This window comes from Pseudomonas sp. NFACC08-1, from assembly GCF_900106735.1.
Lineage (GTDB): Bacteria > Pseudomonadota > Gammaproteobacteria > Pseudomonadales > Pseudomonadaceae > Aquipseudomonas > Aquipseudomonas fluorescens_Q.
Genome location: NZ_FNNL01000018.1, coordinates 25370 through 48167 on the forward strand (window position 1 = coordinate 25370; position 22798 = coordinate 48167).

Consider the following 22798-nt stretch of genomic DNA (forward strand, 5'->3'; position numbering starts at 1 on the left):
GTCTATGTCAGCTTATTATTTTGAGGTGTTGCCATGCTTCTGATCGCTTTTCTCGGCGGGATCCTGACGATCCTCAGCCCCTGCATTCTTCCGGTGGTGCCGTTTCTGTTTGCCCGGGCTGATCGCTCCCGTGGCTCGGTACTGCTAACCCTTGGCGGCATGGTACTGACCTTTGCCCTGGTCTCCAGCCTGGCGGTGGTCAGCAGCGAGTGGGTGCTGCGTGCCAGCAGCGTTGGCCGGCAAGTCGCCTTGGTGGTGATGGTGGTGTTTGCCTTGTCGCTGATCTTCAGTCGGGTCGGCACCTGGCTGGCGCGACCGCTGGTCAGCCTGGGCAATCGCCTGGACGCCGGCGCCGGGCGGATGGCCGGGCCTGTGGCTTCAGTGCTGATCGGGGTCGCCACCGGGTTGCTCTGGGCACCGTGCGCCGGACCGATCCTCGGGGTGATCCTGACCGGGGCCATGCTGCAAGGCGCCAGCGCACAAACCAGCCTGCTGTTGCTCGCCTACGGCCTGGGCAGTGCCTTGTCCCTGGGGACGCTGATCCTGGCCGGGCGCGGGCTGGTCGGACGCCTGAAACTCTCGCTGCCGATCACCACCTGGCTGCGCCGGGGAACGGGAGCGGTGGTGTTGCTGGCGGCCGTGGCGATTGGCACCGGGGCGGATGACCGATTGTTGGCGGCGACTTCCTCCCAACAATCGGTCACCTTGGAAAAAAGCCTGCTGGAAAACGTGCCCAAGGCCATCGACTATGTGGTGAGCAAGGCTGGCGCAAGTTCCATGCCGGCCCTCGAATCCCAGGGCACCATGCCTGCGCTGGACGGCGCGGTGCAATGGCTGAACTCACCCCCGCTGAGCAGCGAATCACTCAAGGGCAAGGTGGTGCTGGTGGACTTCTGGACCTACGACTGCATCAACTGCCAGCACACCTTGCCCTATGTGAACGGTTGGGCGAAGAAGTATGAAAAGGACGGGCTGGTGGTGATCGGTGTCCACACCCCGGAATACGGCTACGAGAAGATCATCGACAACGTCCGTGAGCAGGTACGCAAACTGGACATCCACTACCCGGTGGCGATCGACAATCAGTATGCGATCTGGCGCGCCTTCAACAACCAGTATTGGCCGGCCCATTACTTCATCGATGCCAAGGGACAGGTGCGCTACAGCCATTTTGGCGAAGGGCGCTACGGCGAGCAGGAGCAGGTGATCCAGCAGTTGTTGCAGGAGGCCAAGGCAGGCCAGTGATACCTGTGGCGAGGGAGCTTGCTCCCGCTGGGGCGCGAAGCGGCCCCTTTATTTTCCTGACGCACCCAGTTGTCAGGTCGATTTCGGGGGGGGCTGCTGCGCAGCCCAGCGGGAGCAAGCGCCCTCGCCACAAAAGCTCACATAGGCACATATCGGGGTAGCCGTGCTGGCCCCTTGCTCATTTGCGTAAGGTCAAACTTCTTTTCTTTCAGAAAGTTGGGCGACAAACCTATGCGTATTTCTATGTGGGTCGTGGCGACGTTTCTCTTGGCCGCCGTTTCGCTTGAGGTCCAGGCCAGGGCGCTGACGCAAAACCAGCAGTCGGTGTGCCGCTGGGGTTCGGACATCGCGGCAGGGGCGCAGGCGTCGAAGCTTTCCGGCGTCAGCCTGTACGGCGCGCGCAAGAAGCTGCAAGTACGCAAGTTTCCCCGGCCCTGGATGCGCATGACCGCCCTGGGCATTACCGAGCAGACCTACAACAGCGCCTCGCGTCTCAAGCCGGCCGCAGTCAAGCAGACCTACTACGAACAATGTGTCCGTCATGAACTGGCGCGACGATAGGCCCTCAGGCCGGGCTGCGGCCCGGCATTTCGATGCCATGCAGGTTTACCCGTCGATACAGGGTCGCCCGGGAAATGCCCAGGGCCCGGGCAGCAGCGGTGGGTTTCCAGCGGTGGCGCACCAAGGCATCGAGCAGTGCCTGGCGTTCCGGGCTGGCGCTCGGCTCCGGCCCGTGATCGGCGGCGTCCGTGTGGTGCATTGACTCGGGCAGGTGGCTGAGTTGGACCACGCTGGCTTCGCACACCGCGCACGCATAGCGCAGCACATGGCGCAACTGGCGCACATTGCCCGGCCAGTGATAACCGAGCAGGCATTCCAGCGCCGCGCCGCTCAGTTGCACTGTTGCCCCGCAGAGCGCCGACTCCTCGGCGAGAATTCGATTGATCAACGCCAGCCGGTCGCTGCGTTCGCGCAACGGTGGTAGCTGGAAACGCGCACCACCGAGGCGGAAATACAAATCCTCACGAAATTCGCCAGCGGCCACCAGGGTCTCCAGGTCGCGGTGAGTGGCGCAGATCACCTGGATGTCCACGGCCTTGCGGCGGGAGGCGCCCAGTGGCGCCACTTCACCCTCGGCCAATACGCGTAGCAGGCGGGTCTGCAAGGCCAGGGGCATGTCACCGATCTCATCGAGGAACAAGGTGCCGCCATCGGCCTGTTGCAGCAGGCCCTGCATGCCTTTGGCCGAGGCGCCGGTGAAGGCGCCGGCGACGTAGCCGAACAATTCGCTTTCGATCAGGCTTTCGGGAATAGCGGCGCAATTCAACGCCACGAAAGGGCGATCACGGCGCTGGCTGGCCTGGTGCAACTGCCGGGCGAATACTTCCTTGCCGGAACCGGTTTCGCCCTGGATCAGCACCGGCAGGTTGCGATCCTTGACCCGCACCGCCAGGCGCAGGCTGTCGGCCAGGCGTGGATCGATTTCCAACGGGGTCATCGCCACCCGCGAACGTGAACTGGCCCGCTGGCGTGGTGCGCTCAAGCGCCCGTGCATGGCGTGATCGAGCGAGCAGAGGCTTTCGTCCCGGGCACGGTGCAGCAACTGCTGGTCGAACACCTGGCCGATGTGTTGCGGCAACTGCCCGTAATGTTGCAGCAGGTACTGGCGGGCGGCCGGGTTCAAGGCTTGCAGGCAACCGTCGTCGTCCCAGGCGAACAGGAAGTCCGGCTGGCTGTCGACGTAGCCGGCGTTGCGATGGGCCCGCAGCACCCAGTAACCCTGGGCGCTGCTCATGAAAAACGCCTGTTCGATCTCCCGGGCGCTCTGCACCACCATTTGCCGGATCAGGTGCTGCGAGCGCCGATCATCCGGCGAGCGCACCGCCGAGACGTCCAGCACCCCGAGCAATTCTCCCTGGGGGTCGAAGACCGGTGCGGCGGAGCAGGTCAGGCCAATGAACGCCGCCCGGAAATGGTCGCGCTTGTGCACCGTCACCGGGGCCTTGGCCGTGAGCACTGCCGCCACGCCGCAGGTGCCTTCCTCGCCCTCCGACCAACAGGTGCCCAGGTACAGCCCGGCCTTGCGGCAGTCATTGCGAATCGTGGTTTCCACCCGATAGTCGATGGTCTGGCCCTGGGCATCGGTCAACAGCACGCAGTAGTCGGCATCGCGGACCCGGCCATGGAGGCGGGCCACTTCTTCGCTGGCGATATTGAGGAACAGCTCGGAGCGCTCGCGGCATTGCTTGAGCACGTCCTGGGAGAGGATGCGCGGACCCTGCAGCGAACCGGGGTCCAGGTGATGTTGCTCCAGGGAGCGACGCCAGGAGTCGAGGATCAGGTCCGGGACCGGCAGTTGTGGCAATTGGTTCGCGTTTTTCACCACGCGGCTGACGCAATCCACGTGCGCCCGGGAATGAGCGGAAAGCATAGGGGCCTCCGATTCAGCTTCTTATCGTTGTGCACACATTAAGCGCCGTTCGCCGGGTGCAGACAAGCTCGACGGGTTCTTCGGGTGGTGTGAGACGCCACGTCTCAGGGTCTCGCCGCAACCTCGTGCAGCCTGACATGGAGCGTCTCACCGGGGCTCGGTTCGCTGCATCGAAAATCCCATGGGGGCCGCTCTGGCCCGGGCTTTGAGCAGGTTTTTTTCACAACTGGCACCGCCCTTGCTCTACCTCTGGAGCCCGCTCGACGGGTCATCCAATAATAACAACGAGGTGTCTATGGTTTCCTGCCCAGGCCGTGTACCTGCTCTCTCCACGGTGGCGTCATGAGTCGCCGGCCATTGACCGTGGGCATCATCGCCAACCCCGCATCGGGCCGTGACGTGCGGCGCCTGACCGCCAATGCCGGGCTGTTTTCCAGCACTGACAAGGTCTCGGTGATCCAGCGCTTGCTGGCCGCTTTCGGCGCCACTGGCGTCGAACAGGTGTTGATGCCCACCGACATGATTGGCATGGCCGCCGCCGTGCTGAAGAACAGCCACAGCCGCCAGGCCCGCAGCAGCCACTGGCCGGCCCTGGAGTTCCTCGACCTGACCTTGCGCCAGACCGTCGAAGACACCCGTCGGGCCGCACGCCTGATGGCCGAGCGCGAGGTGGCGTTGATCGCCGTACTTGGCGGCGACGGCACCCACAAGGCGGTGGCCGCCGAAGTGGGGGACATCCCATTGCTGACCCTGTCCACCGGCACTAACAACGCCTTTCCCGAACTGCGCGAGGCCACCAGTGCCGGCCTGGCCGGAGGGTTGTACGCCAGTGGCCGAATCCCGGACTCGATCGGCTTGCGCCGCAACAAGCGCTTGTTGGTCTGTGATGCCGGACGTGGCCTGCGCGAAGTCGCCCTGGTGGACGTCGCCGTGTCGTCGCTGCGGTTTGTCGGCACCCGGGCCATCAGTCGGGCACAGGACCTGGCCGAAGTCTTCGTGACCTTCGCCGAACCGCAATCCATTGGCCTGTCGGCGCTGTGCGGCTTGTGGTTTCCGGTTTCACGCCAGGCCCCGGGTGGCGCCTGGATGCGCCTGGACCCGCAATCCCCCGAAGCGCTGCTGGTGCCGCTCGCGCCGGGGCTGTTGCAGGGCTGTGGCGTGCTCGCCGCCGGCCCCCTGGAACCCGGTGTCGCCCATGGCCTGTCGCTCTCCAGCGGCACTCTGGCCCTGGACGGCGAGCGGGAAATCGAATTCAACGCGCAGGACCGGCCCACGGTCACCCTCGATGCCGGCGGCCCGCTGAGCATCGACGTCAATGCGGTGCTGGCCTACGCCGCGCAACACCGTTTGCTGGCCATCGGCCGCGAACACCCGCAACACCCTCTGAATCTTCAAGAAGACACCCCAGGAGAATAAAAATGTCGACACCGCTCACCCACGATCAACTGCTGCACGCCTACCAGGTGATGCGCACCATCCGCGCCTTCGAAGAGCGCCTGCACGTGGAGTTCGCTACCGGCGAAATTCCCGGTTTCGTCCACCTCTATGCCGGCGAAGAAGCCTCGGCCGCCGGTGTCATGGCCCACCTGGGTGATGACGATTGCATCGCCTCCAACCACCGTGGTCACGGCCATTGCATCGCCAAGGGCGTGGACGTCTACGGGATGATGGCCGAGATCTACGGCAAGAAAACCGGCGTCTGCCAAGGCAAGGGCGGTTCGATGCACATCGCCGACTTCGAGAAGGGCATGCTCGGCGCCAATGGCATTGTCGGTGCCGGCGCGCCCCTGGTGGTCGGCGCGGCTTTGGCGGCCCGGCTCAAGGGCACCGACAGCGTCGCCGTGGTGTTTTTCGGCGACGGTGGCTCCAACGAGGGCGCGGTGTTCGAAGCCATGAACATGGCCTCGGTGTGGAACCTGCCGTGCCTGTTCATCGCCGAAAACAATGGCTACGCCGAAGCCACCGCCTCCAATTGGTCAGTGGCCTGCGATCACATCGCCGACCGTGCGGCCGGGTTCGGCATGCCCGGAGTGACGGTGGATGGCTTTGACTTCTTTGCCGTGCATGAGGCCGCCGGGGCCGCCGTCGAACGCGCCCGTGCCGGGGAAGGGCCGTCGCTGATCGAGGTCAAGCTGACCCGCTACTACGGCCACTTCGAGGGCGACGCTCAAACCTATCGGGCGCCCGACGAGGTCAAGCATTTTCGCGAGAACCAGGACTGCCTGATGCAGTTCCGCGAGCGCACCACTCGGGCCGGCTTGCTCACCGTCGAGCAGTTGGACCAGATCGACAAGGAGGTGGACATGCTGATTGAAAACGCCGTGTACAAGGCCAAGTCCGATCCCAAGCCCTCCGCGGCGGACCTGCTGACCGACGTCTACGTCAGCTATCCCTGAACGCCCCCCTGAATAACAACAATAGAGAATCCCATCATGGCGAGAAAAATCAGCTATCAGCAGGCAATCAACGAGGCCCTGGCCCAGGAAATGCGCCGCGACTCCAGCGTCTTCATCATGGGTGAGGACGTGGCCGGTGGCGCCGGCGCACCCGGTGAAAACGACGCCTGGGGCGGCGTGCTCGGCGTTACCAAGGGGCTTTACGACCAGTTCCCCGGACGCGTGCTGGACACGCCGCTGTCGGAAATCGGTTACGTCGGCGCGGCGGTCGGGGCCGCCACCTGCGGCGTGCGCCCGGTGTGCGAACTGATGTTCGTCGACTTTGCCGGGTGCTGCCTGGACCAGATCCTCAACCAGGCGGCGAAGTTTCGCTACATGTTCGGCGGCAAGGCCTCCACGCCCCTGGTGATCCGCACCATGGTCGGCGCCGGCCTGCGCGCCGCCGCCCAGCATTCGCAGATGCTCACGTCCTTGTGGACGCACATTCCGGGACTGAAAGTGGTGTGCCCATCGTCGCCCTACGACGCCAAGGGCCTGCTGATCCAGGCGATCCGCGACAACGACCCGGTGATCTTCTGCGAGCACAAATTGCTCTACAGCATGCAGGGCGAGGTGCCGGAAGAGCTCTACACCATCCCCTTTGGCGAGGCCAATTTCCTGCGCGACGGCAAGGACGTGACCCTCGTGTCCTACGGGCGCACCGTCAACACCGCCATGGACGCGGCGCGGAGCCTGGCCGGGCGTGGCATCGACTGCGAAGTCATCGACCTGCGCACCACCAGCCCGCTGGACGAGGACAGCATCCTCGAAAGTGTCGAGAAGACCGGGCGCCTGGTGGTGATCGATGAGGCCAACCCACGCTGTTCCATGGCCACCGATATTTCGGCGCTGGTGGCGCAGAAAGCCTTTGGCGCGCTCAAGGCGCCGATTGAAATGGTCACCGCGCCGCACACCCCGGTGCCGTTCTCCGATTCGCTGGAAGACCTGTACATCCCTGACGCGGCGAAGATCGAACAAGCCGTGCTCAACGTGATCGAGTGGAGCAAGCGCTGATGAGCCAGATTCATACCCTGACCATGCCCAAGTGGGGCCTGTCGATGACCGAGGGCCGGGTCGATGCCTGGCTCAAGGAGGAGGGCCAGGCCATCACCAAGGGCGATGAAGTGATGGACGTCGAGACCGACAAGATCTCCAGCAGTGTCGAAGCGCCGTTTTCCGGAGTCCTGCGCCGCCAGATCGCCCGGCAGGACGAAACCCTGGCGGTCGGCGCCTTGCTCGGCATCGTGGTCGACGGCGAAGCCAGCGATGCCGAGATCGACGCGGTCATCGAACAGTTCCAATCGACCTTTGTGCCCGGCGATGCGGCCGACGAAGACAGTGGGCCGAAACCGCAGAAAGTCGAATTGGATGGCCGCTTGATCCGCTATTTCGAGCGCGGCGAGGGCGGTACGCCGTTGTTGCTGGTGCATGGTTTCGGCGGCGACTTGAACAACTGGTTGTTCAACCATGAGGCGTTGGCGGCCGGGCGCCGGGTCATTGCGCTGGACCTGCCGGGCCATGGTGAGTCCGGCAAGGTCTTGCAACGGGGCGATCTGGATGAGTTGAGCGGCGTGGTGCTGGCCTTGCTCGATCACCTGGACATCAACGCTGTGCACCTCGTCGGGCATTCCATGGGCGGCGCCGTGTCGCTGAACACGGCACGGCTGGCGCCCCGGCGGGTGCGTTCCCTGACCTTGATCGGCAGCGCCGGGCTGGGGTCGGAGATCAACGGCAGCTACCTGCAAGGTTTTGTCGAAGCGGCCAACCGCAACGCCCTCAAGCCGCAACTGGTGCAACTGTTTTCCAATGCCGAACTGGTCAACCGGCAAATGCTTGACGACATGCTCAAGTACAAGCGCCTGGAGGGTGTGGACGCCGCGTTGCAACAGCTGTCCTCGAGGTTATTCGCCGATGGCCGCCAGCAAACCGACCTGCGCGAAGTGGTACAGGCCGGCCAGGTGCCGACCCTGGTGGTCTGGGGCAGCGACGACGCGATCATTCCAGTGACCCACAGCGAAGGATTGAGCGCACAGGTCGAGGTGCTGCCCGGTCAGGGTCACATGGTGCAGATGGAAGCGGCCGAACAGGTCAACTCGTTGATCCTGGCATTCATTGAGCAGCACTGATCAAGCGGGCGGCGAGGTGATTCGTCGCCCCAACAAAACTTCTGGAGGCAACGTCATGAACGTTTCAATCAAGCCGACCCGCAGCATGCGCGCCGCTGTCTGGCATGGCCGCAACGACATCCGCGTCGAAGACGTGCCACTGCCGGTTTCGCCGCCCGCCGGTTGGGTGCAGATCCGCGTGCAATGGTGCGGCATCTGCGGCTCCGACCTGCATGAATACGTGGCCGGGCCGGTGTTCATCCCGGTGGACGCGCCACACCCGCTGACCGGGATCAAGGGCCAGTGCATCCTCGGTCATGAGTTCTGCGGCGAGATCGTCGAACTGGGCGCCGGTGTCGAAGGCTTCAGTGTCGGTGAACCGGTGGCGGCGGACGCCTGCCAGCACTGCGGCACCTGCTATTACTGCACCCACGGCCTCTACAACATTTGCGAGAACCTGGCCTTCACCGGGCTGATGAACAACGGTGCGTTCGCGGAACTGGTCAACGTGCCAGCCAACCTGCTTTACAAACTGCCCGCCGATTTCCCGGCCGAGGCCGGCGCGCTGATCGAGCCGTTGGCGGTGGGCATGCATGCGGTGAAAAAAGCCGGGAGCCTGCTGGGCCAGAACGTCGTGGTGGTCGGCGCCGGGACCATCGGCCTGTGCACCATCATGTGCGCCAAGGCCGCCGGGGCGGCCCAGGTGATCGCCCTGGAAATGTCCGGTGCCCGCAAGGCCAAGGCCCTGGAAGTCGGGGCCAGTCATGTGATCGATCCGAACGAATGCGACGCCCTGGCCGAAGTCCGCCGCCTGACCGGTGGCCTGGGGGCCGATGTCAGTTTCGAGTGCATCGGCAACAAGCACACCGCCAAACTGGCCATCGACCTGATCCGCAAGGCCGGCAAATGTGTGTTGGTGGGCATTTTCGAGGAACCGAGCGAGTTCAACTTCTTTGAACTGGTCTCCACCGAGAAGCAAGTGCTTGGCGCGCTGGCTTACAACGGTGAGTTCGCCGATGTGATTGCCTTCATCGCCGACGGACGCCTGGACATCTCGCCGCTGGTGACCGGGCGCATCCAGTTGGAGGAGATCGTCGGGCAGGGCTTCGAGGAACTGGTGAACAACAAGGAACACAACGTGAAGATCATCGTGTCTCCTGCACGGATCTGAGAGCGCCCGGGTGGGCGATTTGGCGATGGCCGGCAGCGGCCATCGCATTTTTTCAGGTATAAGCCAGCAGGCGACCGCAGCAGATCACCGCGATCCATAGCGCCATCGACACCAGCGCCTGGATTCTGGCCAGGCCGGGTGCCTTGTGGCCGATATTCCATTGCTGGACGCCGCGGTAGGTTCCAACGTGGAACACCAGGGCGTTGAGGCCCGCCGTCGCGATCAGGCAGAGCTTGAGGACGAAGACGTCGTTGCCGGCAAAATCATGGGGGTGCGCGCTGAACATCATCAGCCCGGCAGGCACGATCAGCAGCAGGGCCGCAATGGCCCAGGTCAGCAGATGACGGGCCAGGGCAGTCACGGCGATGCCCTTGGATAGCCCCAGGATACGCAGGTCGAACATCACCACCGCGCCCACCAGCACCGAAAAGCCGATGATGTGCACGACTTCCACCAGCGGGTAGAGCCACAGCTCGCTGCGCATGGCCAGCGCCAGGGATGAATCCCCCAGTTGGTCCATCCAGCCTTGGGTCGCGCCAGCCTGGGAGGCCTGCATCAGCGCAACTCGGTGGTCTTGTCGTCGATGGTGATGCGTTCGGCGCGCAATTCGTCGGGTTTGTTGCGGTTTGTATAGCCGACCACGGTGGCCCGGTTACCCGCTTTGAGCATGTCTTTGGTCAGGCCCCGATTCTCCATGCGTGACGGCGGGGCCAGCACGACGGTCCAGGTTTTGTCGGTGGTCTGCAGGCGCACGTAGCCATGGGGATGGGAGTAACCGGCTTCCTTGATGGTGCCGTCGAGTTCCAAGGGGGTGCTGACGTCGTATTCACTCCAGCCGTGGTGAGCGAGTGCTGCCGTGGCCATCAGCATTGACGCCAAACCGATGCAACGAAGGATAACGTTCATGGCAAGGTTTCCTTTTGGGGGCGGTTCAACCAGGCACGTAATCGCGCCAGACCCGCCGTTCATCGAGTTGAAGCCGCTGTTCCTCGTCCTTGCGCAACGGTCGGTCGCAGTCGAGAAAGAACTCATCGAGTTGTGGCGGCTCGACGTGGGTGGCGCTGAGCATGGTGTGGACCTGCCCACGATGATGGATCTGATGTTCGAACAGGTGCAACAGCAGCCGGTCGATTCGTTCGCGCACGACACCGTCGGCCCGCACCAGGTCGACGCAGCGGGCGAGGTCTGTTTCCCGCAGGGCTTCGCAGAACGCCACCAGCCGCTGGTCGGTTTGGGTTTGGCTTTGCTTCAGTTGGGCAAAGGCCAGGGTTTCAGAAAAGTCCTTTATCTGGCCGTCCCGGTCGCCTTCCAGAGCGGTGAGGTAATAACGGTCCACTTCCAGGATGTGGCACAGCGTGGCTTGGATGGACGGGAAGAACCCCGTGCGCGGCGCCGTGTAGTCTGCCTCGCTCAGATGCGCGCAGGCGCCGAGCAGTCTGTGGTTGGCCCATCGGTTGTTCAGGGCCTGGGCCAGGAAGTAATTCATGGAAAGCCTCATCGAAACGTTGTGGGAATGAGCTTGCTCGCGAAGAGGGACGGCACATCCAGCATAGCCGGCTCTGGCAGACCGCTACCGCGAGCAAGCCCTCTCCCACAGGGTGGGCTTGCGGGTTAGGCCGGACCTTAAAGCCCCACATCCGGCAACACCGGCCGATTGGCCATGGCCTTGGCCATGATCTGTTCCACGTACAGCCGGTCTTCCTCTGGCAAGGCCAGGCGCGGTGGGCGGGTGAGGGCGCTGCCGCGACCGGCGATGGCTTCGCACAGCTTGATGCATTGCACCAGATCGGCGCGGGCGTCCAGGTGCAGGATCGGCATCAGCCATTCGTAGATCGGCATCGCCTCGGCGAAGCGTCCGGCGCGGGCCAGGCGGAAAATGGTCTCGCCTTCCTGCGGGAACACGTTAGACATGCCCGAGACCCAACCTTCGGCTCCCACGGCGAGGCTTTCCAGCACTACGTCATCGAGGCCGGCGAACAGCACGAAGCGGTCGCCGACTTCATTGCGCACGTCGATGAAGCGCCGGGTGTCGCCGGAGGAATCCTTGAAACACACCACGTTGTCGCAATCGGCCAGGGAAATCAGGATGTCCGGCGTCACGTCATTCTTGTAGATCGGCGGGTTGTTGTAGACCATCAGCGGCACATCGGCGTGGCGGGCCACGTAGCGGAAATGCTCGGCGGTTTCGAAGGGCTTGGAGCCGTAGACCAGCGCCGGCATCAGCATCACCCCGTCGACGCCGACCTTGCGCACCGCGTTGGCGACCTTGGCGGCCTGCACGCTGGTGAACTCGGCCACGCCGCAGATCACCGGCACGCGGCCGCGGGAGGCGTCTACCGCCACTTCAGTCACGGCGATTTTTTCTTCGGCGCTCAAGGAGGTGTTTTCCCCCACCGATCCGCAGACCACCAGGCCGGAAACGCCATCACGGATGACGTTGGAAATCACTTGGTGGGTTTTTTCCAGATTGATGGAAAAGTCATCGTTGAATTGGGTGGTGACGGCAGGGAAGACGCCGCTCCAGTTGATGCGTTTGCTCATGGTTGTCTCCGGTGGTTAAGGGGATTTCTCATATACGCAGGTAAAGTTGAGTCGAGTACATAGCTTTTGTGGCGAGGGAGCTTGCTCCCGCTGGGCTGCGAAGCGGCCCCAATCACTACCTGGCGACTCGGTGTGTCAGGTAGATCCAGAGGGCCGCTGCGCGACCCAGCGGGAGCAAGCTCCCTCGCCACAGGGGATGTGCAAGATTCGAAATTCATGCGCCAGGCCAGGTGTCCGAAAGCCGATAGCCCTGGGGCCACGGATCGGCCGGGTCGAGCAACAGCTGATGGGTCCCGGTGATCCACGCCCGTCCGGCGATGCACGGGTAGATCGCCGGGCGTCCGGCCACGTCGGTCAAAGAGTCGATGCGGCAGTGGAATTCGGAGCCGATGATCGAGCGGCCGATAAAACGCTCGCCGACCTGCATCAAGCCCTTGGCGTGCAGCACCGCCATACGTGCCGAGCAACCGGTGCCGGTGGGAGAACGGTCGATCTTGCCGGGCTGGATCACCACGGCGTTGGCGCCGGTGGCAATGCCGTTCTCCTGGACGATGGGCGCGGCGATCTGGCAGAACGAGATGTGCGACCAGTCGGGGTTCAGCGGATGCACGAAGCCCAATTGTTCGTTGGCGGCGCGGGTGATCTTCAAGCCCACGGCCACCAGCTCGGCGGCCTCAAAGGGGCGAATGGCAAAGCCCAGGCGCTGGGCGTCGACGATGACGAAGCTGTCGCCGCCGTAGGCGGTGTCCACCTGCAACGAGCCCAACCCCTCGACTTCGATCCAGGCATCGAGGCGGTCGGCGAAGGAGGGCACGTTCTTGATCTCGACCCGTTGCACCTTGCCGTCGCGGCAGTCGGCCACCGCTTCGATCAGGCCGCCCGGCGCTTCGAGCACCAGGCGGGTCTGGGGTTCGGTCATCGGCAGGATGCCGCTGTCCAGCAGCACGGTGGCGACGCACAGCGAGTTGGAGCCGGACATCGGCGGCGTGTCGGCCGGTTCCATGATGATCCAGGCCATTTGCGCCCGCGGGTCCTTGGCTGGCACCAGCAGGTTGACGTGGCGGAACACGCCGCCACGGGGTTCGTTGAGGACAAAGTTGCGCAGGGTCTGGTCCTGGGCGATCCAGCGTGACTGTTCCCACACGGTGGCGCCGGGTGGTGGGGCGACGCCGCCGACGATCACATCGCCGACTTCGCCTTCGGCGTGGCAACTGACGACGTGGATGATTTTTGATGACCGCATGGATCAAATCCTTGTGTTGTCTGGCGGGGCCTCATCGCGGGCAAGCCTTGCTCCCACAAAGGGTTCTGTGGTGTACACAAAACAGTGTGGGAGCGAGCTTGATCGCGATAGGGCCATCCGTTATTTCACCGACTTGAGAAACGCCGCCGTCTCCGGCTGCATCGGGTTGCCAATCACCTGGTCCGGCGGCCCGATCTCATGGACCCGGCCATTGCAAAAGAACGCCACGCGGTCGGACACGTCCCGGGCGAAGCGGATCTCGTGGGTCACCAGCACCATGGTCATGCCGTCTTCGGCGAGCATGCGCATGGTGTCCAGCACTTCACCCACCAGTTGCGGGTCCAGGGCCGAGGTGGCTTCGTCGAAGAGCATGTAGTCCGGCGACATCGCCAGCGCTCGGGCGATGGCCATGCGTTGCTGCTGGCCGCCGGAAAGCTTGCCTGGGAAGGCCTTGAGCTTGTCCCCCAGGCCCACGTGCTCAAGCTGTTGCACCGCCAGTGCTTCGGCGTCCTGCTTGCTTTTGCCCAACACCTTGCGCGGCGCCAGCATCACGTTTTCCAGCACGGTCAAGTGAGGGAAGGCGTTCCATTGCTGGAACACGATGCCGATCTTCTGCCGCAGGCGATTGAGGTCGGTGGCGCGGTCATGGACCTCGATGCCGTCCACGCGAATGTTGCCTTTCTGGATCGGTTCCAGGCCGTTGATACACATCAGCAGGGTCGACTTACCGGAGCCGGAACCGCCGATGATCGACACCACTTCGCCCTTGTCCACCGTCAGGCTCACACCCTTGACCACTTCCAGGTCACCGAAGGATTTGTGCACGTTTTCGATCTCAATCATTTTCCTGCCACCTTCTTTCCAGGCGTGCGCCAAGGCGGGCGACCACCAGGCTCATGACGTAGTAAATGAGGCCCGCGATGCACAGCACCAGCAGGGGTTCCTGAATGCGCGTGACGATGGTTTGCGATGCCCGCAGCAATTCGACGATGCCGATCCACATCACCAGCGCGGTGTCTTTCATCACGCCCAGCACCAGGTTCAGCCAGCCGGGAAACGCCACCCGCGTGGCAATCGGCAGGACGATGAAGCGCAGGTCCTGCACATAGCTCAGGCCCAGTGACCGACTGGCCCGGCGGGTGCTCAACGGCACCGCCAGCACGCCACCGCGGACGATCTCGGTGAAGTAAGCCGCGGCATAGACGCCGAGGACGATGCAACCGACGGCGAAGGCGCTGAGGTTCAGGCCGGCAATGCTCTTGAGCGAGTTGAACAGCACAAACTGGATCAGCAGCGGCACGCTGCGGAACACGTCCAGCAACCAGGCCAACGGCAGGCTGGCCCGTGGCAACAACGCCCGCAACAGACCGAACAGCAACCCGGCCAGGGTGCCCAAAAGGATCGACCAGACGGTCAGTTGCAGCGTGACCCAGGCCCCTTCGAGCAAATACAGCAGGTCGTTGACGCTGAGGCTTGTAGAGAACATGACCCACGCTCCTCAATACCGAAACAGCCGCCAGGACAACAGCCGGGCCAACCCGACGATCAGCTTGGCGATCAGGTAATACAGCACCGCCGCGAGGGCGAAGTATTCGAAGGTGCGGAAGGTCTTGACGTTGTATTCCTGGGTGACACCGGTGAGGTCGTTGTTCAGGCCGACGACCACGCCCAGGGACGTCATCAACACCGCCCAGACCATCTGGTTGGTCAACGGGTAGAACACGATGCGCAACAGTTGCGGGACGATGATCATCCGGTACGCCTGGAAGGCGCTCATCCCCAAGGAGCGGGCGGCGCGCATTTGCGTACCGGGCACGGCCTTGAGACCGCCGCGAAAGTTTTCCGCCAGGTAGCCGGCGTTGTTGAAGGTGATCCCGGTCAGCAAGGCCAGCCAGGAACTGACGTGCAGCCCGAGGGAGCCGAGGCCGAAGTAGAGGATGTAGATCTGGAACAGCGAGGGCGTGTTGCGGGCGATGGACACCCAGCCATTGCCCACGCCCCGCAGCAAGCGATTCGGGGCCTGGCGCATTACCGTCAGCACCAGGGCGATCAGTACGCCGAAAATCATCGACAGCGCAGCGGTCTCGAACGTCACCCAGGCCCCGGCGAGCATGTCGGGCAGGGCGCGCAAGGCCGGGCGCCATTGGAAGCTGTAGTCAAACATGGGGCTGGCTCCCGGTGCGGGTGGGTTGCAGCCACGTCGGCGGCTGGCCGGCGGTTGCGGCGGTACACGCGGCCTCGACGCATTCGGCAAGGGCGGCAAAGTGCACGCCGCGACCGACCAGGCCGGGTGCGTAGTGGGCGTATTTGCCGGAATTGGTCATCAGGGTGGTGGCGTGGGGCGGGATCACCGGTTCGCCCAACATGCACCAGCAGGTGTCGGTCACCAGCACTGCACCGAAGGTCTCGATGGCGGCCAGATACCCGGCTCTGCGCGCCTGTTCCAACACCGTCCGGCCGCAGGTGATCGCCAGCACCACATACGGATGCTTGACCCGACCGGCGCACAAGGTCGCGAGGGTGGCGAATTCACTGAGGGAGAAATGCGGATTGCCCAGGGACACCACGTCCACCCAGTTGTCCCGGGCGCTGTTGAGCTCACGCCAACTGGCAAGCAGGCCTGCGGCATCGACGCTTTCCTGCGCCAAGGTGACGTCGCGCTCCAGGACATCGGCCGGATCAAGGGCTTCGGGCGTCACCCCGGCGATGTGGAACAACGGCGCGGCGCTGGTGGTGGCGAACGCGGCGCCAAAGGCCTTGAGGTCGTCCAGGGTGGGCGCGGCGTGTTCCAGGCCACGTATCAACGGAATGCGCCGGCCCGCCAGGCCGCCGATGTGATAGCCCAGCAGCGGATAGAAACTGTCATCGACGTGACCCAGCGCCGGCACGTCGACGATCAGCCGGGCCTTGCGCGGGTCGTCGAGATGGCAGCCGGTCAACGGCGCTCGCCCGCACAGGGCAATGCAGATATCGAGGAAGTCCGGGTACTTCTGCGTACGCGCGCCCAGCACGCTGTTGGCGTAGACCACGGCGTTGGATTCAGCCCAGACGATTTGTTCGCCGGCCTTTGGCGCGGTGTCCAGCAGGTAGGGCGCGCAGGTGAAACTCAGTTGCGCGCCCATCGCCATGTAGGCATCGCCCAAGGCACTGGCCGGCTCGCCCAAGGCCGGATCGACACCCAGTTCCCGCCAGCGCCGCTGGTCCACGGAGATGGAGTTGAGCGTGGTGGGGACGCGAACCTTTGCCCCCCACTGCACCAGTTGTTCGGCAAAGCGCAGGCTGGCTGGACCTGTGTAGATGCAGCCGTCGATGTGGGCCTGGGTCACGTCCAGCAGTTGCGTGGCGCCCTGGATCTCGGCCATGCGCAGCACGATTTGCATCGCCACTTGGGCAGCCTTGCCGTGGGTGCCGTCGAGCAATGCCCGGTCCTGTTCGTTCAGCTCCAGGGTTGAGAAAGTGGACGGCTGCGGCGCTGCGTCGGAACCTTGCCAACCGTCGTTTGGGGGCCGGCCAGACAGTGTCAGGACGTCGCCTTCCAGGCGCACGAAACCCTGGCCGCGCAGCCCATTGAAGGCCTCATGCCCCACGCACAGCACCGGCAGCGAGCGTTGGAAAATCACCTGCGCCACCAGCACGCCCAGGGTCAGGATTTCATCGGCTTCGGCGAGCACCAGGGCCGCGGGTGCGTGGCCGTTGCTGATCAGCTCCATCAAGACGCTGCTGCCGGTGCAGGAGCCGCGTCCGCTGGGGATCGCCAGCACGCGCCCTGCCAGGCGCTGACCACTCAATGGATGGTGGCGGTCGATGACTTCGCCGCTGGCTGGATCGACCCCGCCCCAGAAACTCAGCCCCACCTCGGCGAACAGCAGGGCGCCCTGGGCGGCACCCTCCACCAGGCTGCGGCCTTTCACACGGACAGGCGTGCTTGGCATGCGCCGATCCTCAGTAATAGACCTGGGGAACGGTCAGGTTGGCCGGCGGGATGTCGCTGCCCACCCATTTGACGAACAGTTCCTTGTAGCGACCCGTGCGCACCTGCTGGTTGACGAACAGGTTGAGGTAGTTGAGCAGGCCGTATTCGCTGCGCTTGGCACCGAGGGACACATAGTCGATGACGTAGGGCGCGTCACCGGCGATCTTCAGGCCCTTGTACTTGCCCGACTTGATGGTCGCGGCGGCCACGGTGTTGGTTACCACGGTGGCATCGATGTGCCCCTGGGCGACGGCCAGCAAGGTGTCGTTCTGCGACTGGTAGGCGCGGAAGCTGCCGCTGCCCCAACTCTTCTGGTCCTTCTCCAAGGCGATGGCTTCGTAGGTGCTGCTGGTATTGCCCAGGGCTTTGCCCTTGAGGTCGGCGTAGCTGTTGATGCCGGTGTTGTCGCGGGTCAGCACGACCATCTGGAAGGCGAAGTAGGGCACGGTCAGGCCCACGGTCTTGGCTCGCTCCAAGGTGTCGGATGTGGAGGCGACGATGACATCGGCGCGACCGGACAGCAGCGCGGGGATTCGGTCGGAGAATGGGGTTTCCACCACTTCGGCATCTACACCGAGGACCTTCGCCAGATCGTTGCAATAGTCCACGTCGAATCCCGCCGGTTTATTGCTTTCGTCGCGAAAGCCCATCGGGGGGAAGTCCAGGGTCACGGCGCAACGCAGCTTGCCGGAGCCGACGATGTCGTCGAGCTTGTCGGCGTGGGCGGGGGCGATGAAAAGCGGGGTGAGGACAACGCTGAGGGCTACGGCCAATGCAGGGTTTTTCATAAATGCCTCGCTGTCGAATAAATGCGGTGAGATATCGTATTGAGGATTTCGTATACGATATTAGATAAGCAATCAGCGTGCCTGTTTCTGGTAGAGCCGCAGTAATGCCACCGGAGGGCTGGTCTAGAGGCTTTCATGCCGGGCGGTAACGAGCAGGGCAAGGGTGGTGCTGGCGCCAGGGTGTTACAGATGGGAGCACCCACGGGGCTCGATGCCCCATGAGGGAACAAGGGTCAGCGCTGATTCTCGCGATATTGGCTGGGGGACAGGCTGGTCAGGGCCCGGAACTGGCGGCTGAAGGCGCTGTGGTCGGTGTAACCGCAGCGCAGGGCGATCTCGGTGATCGGCAGGTCTTTGTCGAGTAACAGCCGCGAGGCTTCTTCCAGCCGTGCCTTGTGAATCATCTGTCGCGGCGTGAGTTGGAAGATGCGCTTGCAGTGCCGCTCCAATTGCGCCACCGACAATTCTGCAATGGCGGTCAGCTCGGCAAGGCTGATGGGGCGGGCGAAGTGCTGCTTGATATGGGCGTCCACCGCCGCCAGTTTGTGGAACGCTGGATGGCCCGATTGCGGCAGTTGCAGGTCGCGGGAAATACCGGCCAGGCCGACGATCTGGCCGTTTGGATCGTGCAGGGCGAGCTTGTGGGTCAGGCACCATACGGGTTGGTTGCCGTAATACAAATGCAGTTCGAGCTGGTCGGCCAGCTCCCGCCCGCTGGCCAGCACCCGGCGGTCCTGTTCGGTGTACAGCGGGCCGAAGCGCTCGGGGAACACCTGTTCGGCGGTGAGGCCGAGCAGGTCGCCGCTGTGTTTGAAACCGCAGCGGCGGGCCAGGGTCTGGTTGACGAAGGCGTAGCGGGCCTGCTTGTCCTTGATGAAAAACACCACGTCCGCGAGGGTGTCCAGCAGCGCGGAGATGGGCTGCAGGCTGCGCAGCAGGGTGTCGAGGTCGCAGGGGGCGAAGGGGGTGAGCGAGGGGTACATGGCCGGCGTTGTCTTTTTTGTGGGAGCGATGTCGGAGTGTCAATCGAAAATGCGCCGTCTGTCACGCCGCTATCGCGAGCAGGCTCGCTCCCACAGGGGATTGGGGTGAGTGCAGATCAGTCAGGTGGGTGGGGTTTCTTCCAGGGCCAGCAAGGTTTCGATTCGCGCCGGGCTGAAGGGCGGGCGGGGGGCGGGCGGTGTCCAGCCGAACAGGTGTTCCAGGGCGGCGCCGCACACTCGGCCCTGGCAGGCGCCCATGCCGCAGCGGCTTGCCAGTTTTGCTTCGCGCCAGTTTTCGTGGCCGACCAGTTCGCCGTACGGTACGTCTTCGCAGCGGCAGACCAGGGTGTCGCTGCGGGCCAGGGTCTTGAGCCGTGGATCGAGGACGAAGGCCTGGTTCAATGCCCCGGCGAAACCCTGCCAACGTGCGCGGCGCGGCCACAGTTGCTGGGCAGCCGCGCTATTGCCGACGGCGGCATGGCCGGCGATGGCGCCTTCCACCAGCGCCAGTTCGCTGCCGCCGAAACCGGTGCATTCGCCTGCCGCATAATGTTCATGGCGAGTGGTCGCTTGCCAGGCGTCAACCGCCAGCGCCTGGTCTTCAACCGCGCAACCCAGGGCCTGGCCTAATTGGGTATTGGGAATGAGCCCGAAACCACAGGCGAGCCGGTCGCAGGCCAATTCAATCGTCTTGCCTTGCTGATACAGGCGCACGCCCTCCAGCCGTTCCCGGCCGAGCGCTTCCACCACGTGGGTGTCGGTGCGGTAGTGCCGGTCGAACAGACTGAACGATTGGAAAAACTTCCCCGGCCAGCGCGGCAGTTGTGCGGCGAAACCGGCGACGGTGCCGCGACGGGCCTGCTCGGCGATGCGCAGCACCTGTGCACCTTGATGCTTTGCCGTGGCGGCGCTGGCCAGCAGCAAGGGGCCGCTGCCGGCGATGACCAGCCGTTCGCCGCGCACCGGCAAGCCACCCTTGATCAGCGCCTGCAAGCCGCCAGCACCGGTCACGCCGGGGAGTGTCCAGCCGGGAAACGGGAGCAGTCGTTCGCGGGCACCGGTGCAGAGAATCAAGCGCTCGTAGCTGATTTGCCAGCCGCGCTCGGCATCTTCCACCAGCAAGGTTTTATCCGCCGCGCAGGCGATCACACGGGTGCCGGCATGGCAACGTACGTTGGCGCAGGTTTGCAGTTGCTCGCGCAGGCGTCGGGCGGCGCTGGGCAGGTTGGCCTGGGGGCCGTCGCGCCAGATCTGCCCACCGGGCAGCGGGTTGTCGTCGAGCAGCACGATGCGCGCGCCGCTGCTGGCTGCGGCGAGGGCAGCGGCCATGCCGGCGGGGCCGGCGCCGATGATCAGCAGGTCGGTGGTTTCGTTCATGGTCGGGTCTGGACCTGCATGCCGTCGAGGCACAAGGTCTGGCAGGCCAGGCGTCGACGACCGTCGATCAGCACCCGGCACTCCTGGCAGATACCCATGCCGCACAAGGGCGCACGGCGCTGGCCGCTGACCGAGGTGCGACTGCAACCATCCGCGCCCAACGCCAATGCCGCCGCGACGCTGGTGCCGTTGGCCACTGACAAGGGCTGGCCGTCGAGGAATAGATCAGGCATAGGAGCAATCCTCCAGGGGTAAAGGGATATCAGCGCCCAACGCCCATCCCGTGGCGAGGGAGCTTGCTCGCGCTGGGGCGCGCAGCGGCCCCGACAACGATCTGACAACTCGGTGTATCAGGCCAGTCCAGGGGACTGCTGCGCAATCCGGCGGGAGCAAGCTCCCTCGCCACAAGGACTTGTGTCGGGCTTCAAGCATGGGCCGGCTCTCCAAGGAAACGCTGCGGCAGGTAAGCTTGAGGCGCGAGCGGCGAGGTTTCGTTGAGCAGTTGGGCGACCAGCAGGTCAGCCGTCGCCGGTGCCGTGGTGACCCCCAGGCCTTCGTGACCCACCGCCAGCCAAAGTCCCTGGCGCTGTGGATGTTGGCCCACCAGGGGTAAGCCGTCGGGGCTCGCTGCGCGAAAACCGGTCCAGGCCCTGATGCCGTTCAAATGCGCCAATCCTGGCAGGTATTCGACGGCGCGCTTGAGCATCTTCGCCAGCATCCAGCCTTCCACCCGGGGGTCAAGCGTGCCGAACTGCCGCGAGGCGCCGATGAACAATTGCCCGGTCGGGCGCGGCTGTATATTGCACGCCACTGACGGTCCGCTGGCATTATGGGCGCTGGTGACGTAGCCCAGCTCCACCAGGGTGTGGGTGACGGTAGCGGGGTAGCGGTCGGTAATCAGCAGGTGGCCCTTCTTCGGCACGATCGGCAACTCCGGGCACAATTCAGTGGCCTGGATGCCATTGGCGAGGACCACCGCTTCGGCGCTCAACCAGCGACCGTCATCAAGGCGCACGCGATGACCGTCAACTTCGCTGACCTGCGCCCGTTGCTGGCGAATGGTGGGCGCGTCCAGCATCCAGCGCGCGGCCGCCGGGGCGTAGAGGATGCCGTCACCCTTGATCAGCAACCCACCTTCCAGCCCCGGGCGCAGCTCGGGTTCACGCTGATGCAGCGCGGCGTGGCCGATCAGCTCACAGGCTTCGTCATGGGCCAGCAGGTTCAGGTATTTGCTATGGGCCACCGCCATTTCTTCGGCATTGGCCGCCAGCCACAAGGTGCCGTTGTTGCGCCAGGCGCAGCCGTCGGGCAGGGCTGGGGCCAGCTCGCGCCAGCGTTGCAGGGAATATTGACTGAGGGCCAGCTCCGCCGGGTTGTCATCGAGCACCAGCAGGTGCCCCATGCCGGCCGCCGTGGCGCCGTGCCAACCGGCGTCCAGCACCAACACGTTGACGTTGCGTCGGGCCAATGCCTGGGCACAGGCCGCACCGATGATGCCCGCGCCGATGATGATCACGTCGGCGACATGGCCTTCGCTCACGGACGAATGCCCCAGGCGAACGGGTCATCGGCTTCGATGATCAGTGTGGTTTCGGCGCTGATGTAGGCGCGACCGCGAATGGTCGGCACGATGCGCTCGCCCGAGCGCTCGTAGGAGCCCTCGAACTCGCTGCCAATGACACTGGCCTGGCGCCAGATCTGGCCGGGTTGCAGTTTTCCATCGGCCGCCAGGCACGCCAGTTTGGCGCTGGTGCCGGTACCGCAAGGGGAGCGGTCATAGGCCTTGCCCGGGCAGAGTACGAAGTTGCGGCTGTCGGCATGCGGGTCGTCGGCAAACAGTTCGATGTGGTCGATCAAGCCGCCGTCCTCGCCGCGAAAACCCTGCTGCTCCAAGGTTTGCTGTACGGCGTAGGTGTAGGCGGTCAACGCGTCGAGGTTATCGCCGGCCACGCGTTGGCCATGTTCGGCGATCAGGAAAAACCAATTGCCGCCCCAGGCCACGTCGCCCACCACCTGGCCGATGCCGGGCACCTCCAGGGCCAGGGCCTTGCGGTAACGGTAGGCCGGCACGTTGCGTACGCTGACCGAGCGGTCTTCGTGCAAGGTTGCCTGTACCGTGCCCACCGGGGTTTCGATGCTGTGCACGCCGGGGCCGATCCTGCCCAGGTGGGCCAGTGACGCCACCAGGCCGATGGTGCCGTGGCCGCACATGCCCAGGTAGCCGCTGTTGTTGAAAAAGATCACGCCGGCACAGGCGCTCGGGTCCACCGGCTCGCAGAGCAGCGCCCCCACCAGCACATCGCTGCCCCGCGGTTCCAGCACGCAGGCGGTGCGCCAGGCGTCGTGTTCCGTGGCCAGGCGTTGCTTGCGCTCGGCCATGCTGCCCTGGCCCAGGTCAGGAAAACCGCCAGTGACCAGTCGGGTCGGTTCGCCGCCGGTATGGGAGTCGATCACGGTGATGCGTTTCATGGGAGGGCCACGTCCGTTCAGATGAGTGACGGCAAGC

General features: G+C 64.4%; 23 protein-coding genes. 7 read left to right on the forward strand and 16 right to left on the reverse strand.

Annotated features, from left to right (window positions below; all coding sequences use genetic code 11):
- Positions 1-33 precede the first annotated feature (33 nt).
- On the forward strand, positions 34-1245 hold the full coding sequence (locus BLU76_RS26995; protein ID WP_092145846.1) for a cytochrome c biogenesis protein DipZ: 1212 nt from the start codon (positions 34-36) through the stop codon (positions 1243-1245).
- A 231-nt stretch (positions 1246-1476) separates the two neighbouring features.
- On the forward strand, positions 1477-1806 hold the full coding sequence (locus BLU76_RS27000) for a hypothetical protein (protein WP_063320798.1): 330 nt from the start codon (positions 1477-1479) through the stop codon (positions 1804-1806).
- 4 nt (positions 1807-1810) lie between these two features.
- On the opposite strand, the gene BLU76_RS27005 is transcribed toward BLU76_RS27000, so the two are convergent.
- Complete coding sequence (locus BLU76_RS27005) at positions 1811-3676, reverse strand: sigma-54-dependent Fis family transcriptional regulator (protein ID WP_092225191.1); 1866 nt, start codon at positions 3674-3676, stop codon at positions 1811-1813.
- A 342-nt stretch (positions 3677-4018) separates the two neighbouring features.
- Between BLU76_RS27005 and BLU76_RS27010 the strand changes: the two genes are divergently transcribed.
- The 5 genes from BLU76_RS27010 to BLU76_RS27030 all read left to right on the forward strand — a co-directional run bounded on the left by BLU76_RS27010 (position 4019) and on the right by BLU76_RS27030 (position 9387).
- Positions 4019-5092, forward strand: a complete 1074-nt coding sequence (locus BLU76_RS27010; protein ID WP_092225195.1) for an ATP-NAD kinase family protein — start codon at positions 4019-4021, stop codon at positions 5090-5092.
- Between the two features lie 2 nt (positions 5093-5094).
- The gene (locus BLU76_RS27015; RefSeq protein WP_063320801.1) at positions 5095-6072 is read left to right on the forward strand and encodes a thiamine pyrophosphate-dependent dehydrogenase E1 component subunit alpha; all 978 of its coding nucleotides are present in this window, start codon (positions 5095-5097) and stop codon (positions 6070-6072) included.
- 36 nt (positions 6073-6108) lie between these two features.
- The gene (locus tag BLU76_RS27020) at positions 6109-7125 is read left to right on the forward strand and encodes an alpha-ketoacid dehydrogenase subunit beta (RefSeq protein WP_014339122.1); all 1017 of its coding nucleotides are present in this window, start codon (positions 6109-6111) and stop codon (positions 7123-7125) included.
- Positions 7125-8237, forward strand: a complete 1113-nt coding sequence (locus BLU76_RS27025; RefSeq protein WP_092225197.1) for an acetoin dehydrogenase dihydrolipoyllysine-residue acetyltransferase subunit — start codon at positions 7125-7127, stop codon at positions 8235-8237. The genes BLU76_RS27020 and BLU76_RS27025 overlap by 1 nt, the downstream gene beginning before the upstream one ends.
- 85 nt (positions 8238-8322) lie before the next feature.
- Positions 8323-9387, forward strand: a complete 1065-nt coding sequence (locus tag BLU76_RS27030; protein WP_225917632.1) for a 2,3-butanediol dehydrogenase — start codon at positions 8323-8325, stop codon at positions 9385-9387.
- A 52-nt stretch (positions 9388-9439) separates the two neighbouring features.
- Here the strand turns inward: BLU76_RS27030 and BLU76_RS27035 are convergent, their stop codons facing one another.
- The 15 genes from BLU76_RS27035 to BLU76_RS27105 all read right to left on the reverse strand — a co-directional run bounded on the left by BLU76_RS27035 (position 9440) and on the right by BLU76_RS27105 (position 22761).
- Entirely contained in the window at positions 9440-9943 is a 504-nt protein-coding gene (locus tag BLU76_RS27035) for a DUF6644 family protein (protein WP_092225202.1), read from the reverse strand.
- Positions 9943-10293 (reverse strand): DUF6152 family protein, encoded by a 351-nt coding sequence (locus BLU76_RS27040; RefSeq protein ID WP_092225204.1) that lies wholly within the window; start codon positions 10291-10293, stop codon positions 9943-9945. Before BLU76_RS27040 ends, BLU76_RS27035 begins: the two co-directional genes overlap by 1 nt.
- A 25-nt stretch (positions 10294-10318) precedes the next feature.
- Positions 10319-10873: a DinB family protein gene (locus tag BLU76_RS27045; protein ID WP_092225206.1), complete on the reverse strand. Its 555-nt coding sequence runs from the start codon at positions 10871-10873 to the stop codon at positions 10319-10321.
- 137 nt (positions 10874-11010) lie between these two features.
- Entirely contained in the window at positions 11011-11928 is a 918-nt protein-coding gene (locus BLU76_RS27050; RefSeq protein WP_063320805.1) for a dihydrodipicolinate synthase family protein, read from the reverse strand.
- Positions 11929-12142: 214 nt separating this feature from the next.
- Positions 12143-13171: a trans-3-hydroxy-L-proline dehydratase gene (locus tag BLU76_RS27055; RefSeq protein WP_092145828.1), complete on the reverse strand. Its 1029-nt coding sequence runs from the start codon at positions 13169-13171 to the stop codon at positions 12143-12145.
- Positions 13172-13291: 120 nt separating this feature from the next.
- Positions 13292-14014 (reverse strand): amino acid ABC transporter ATP-binding protein, encoded by a 723-nt coding sequence (locus BLU76_RS27060; protein ID WP_063320807.1) that lies wholly within the window; start codon positions 14012-14014, stop codon positions 13292-13294.
- Positions 14007-14657, reverse strand: a complete 651-nt coding sequence (locus BLU76_RS27065; protein ID WP_003202560.1) for an amino acid ABC transporter permease — start codon at positions 14655-14657, stop codon at positions 14007-14009. Before BLU76_RS27065 ends, BLU76_RS27060 begins: the two co-directional genes overlap by 8 nt.
- Positions 14658-14669: 12 nt before the next feature.
- A complete protein-coding gene (locus BLU76_RS27070) occupies positions 14670-15335 on the reverse strand; it encodes an amino acid ABC transporter permease (protein WP_092225210.1) in 666 nt (221 codons plus the stop codon).
- Entirely contained in the window at positions 15328-17103 is a 1776-nt protein-coding gene (locus tag BLU76_RS27075; protein WP_092145824.1) for a cis-3-hydroxy-L-proline dehydratase, read from the reverse strand. Before BLU76_RS27075 ends, BLU76_RS27070 begins: the two co-directional genes overlap by 8 nt.
- Before the next feature lie 10 nt (positions 17104-17113).
- On the reverse strand, positions 17114-17932 hold the full coding sequence (locus BLU76_RS27080) for an ABC transporter substrate-binding protein (protein WP_092145822.1): 819 nt from the start codon (positions 17930-17932) through the stop codon (positions 17114-17116).
- Between the two features lie 233 nt (positions 17933-18165).
- Complete coding sequence (locus BLU76_RS27085; protein WP_092225212.1) at positions 18166-18915, reverse strand: AraC family transcriptional regulator; 750 nt, start codon at positions 18913-18915, stop codon at positions 18166-18168.
- 120 nt (positions 18916-19035) lie between these two features.
- Positions 19036-20292 carry an NAD(P)/FAD-dependent oxidoreductase gene (locus tag BLU76_RS27090; protein ID WP_092225214.1) on the reverse strand — a complete coding sequence of 419 codons (1257 nt, stop codon included), beginning with the start codon at positions 20290-20292 and terminating at the stop codon, positions 19036-19038.
- A complete protein-coding gene (locus BLU76_RS27095; RefSeq protein WP_092225215.1) occupies positions 20289-20525 on the reverse strand; it encodes a 2Fe-2S iron-sulfur cluster-binding protein in 237 nt (78 codons plus the stop codon). Before BLU76_RS27095 ends, BLU76_RS27090 begins: the two co-directional genes overlap by 4 nt.
- 191 nt (positions 20526-20716) lie before the next feature.
- Positions 20717-21832, reverse strand: coding sequence for an NAD(P)/FAD-dependent oxidoreductase (locus BLU76_RS27100; RefSeq protein ID WP_092225216.1), 1116 nt, complete (start codon positions 21830-21832; stop codon positions 20717-20719).
- Entirely contained in the window at positions 21829-22761 is a 933-nt protein-coding gene (locus BLU76_RS27105; protein WP_092225218.1) for a 4-hydroxyproline epimerase, read from the reverse strand. The genes BLU76_RS27100 and BLU76_RS27105 overlap by 4 nt, the downstream gene beginning before the upstream one ends.
- Positions 22762-22798 lie beyond the last annotated feature (37 nt).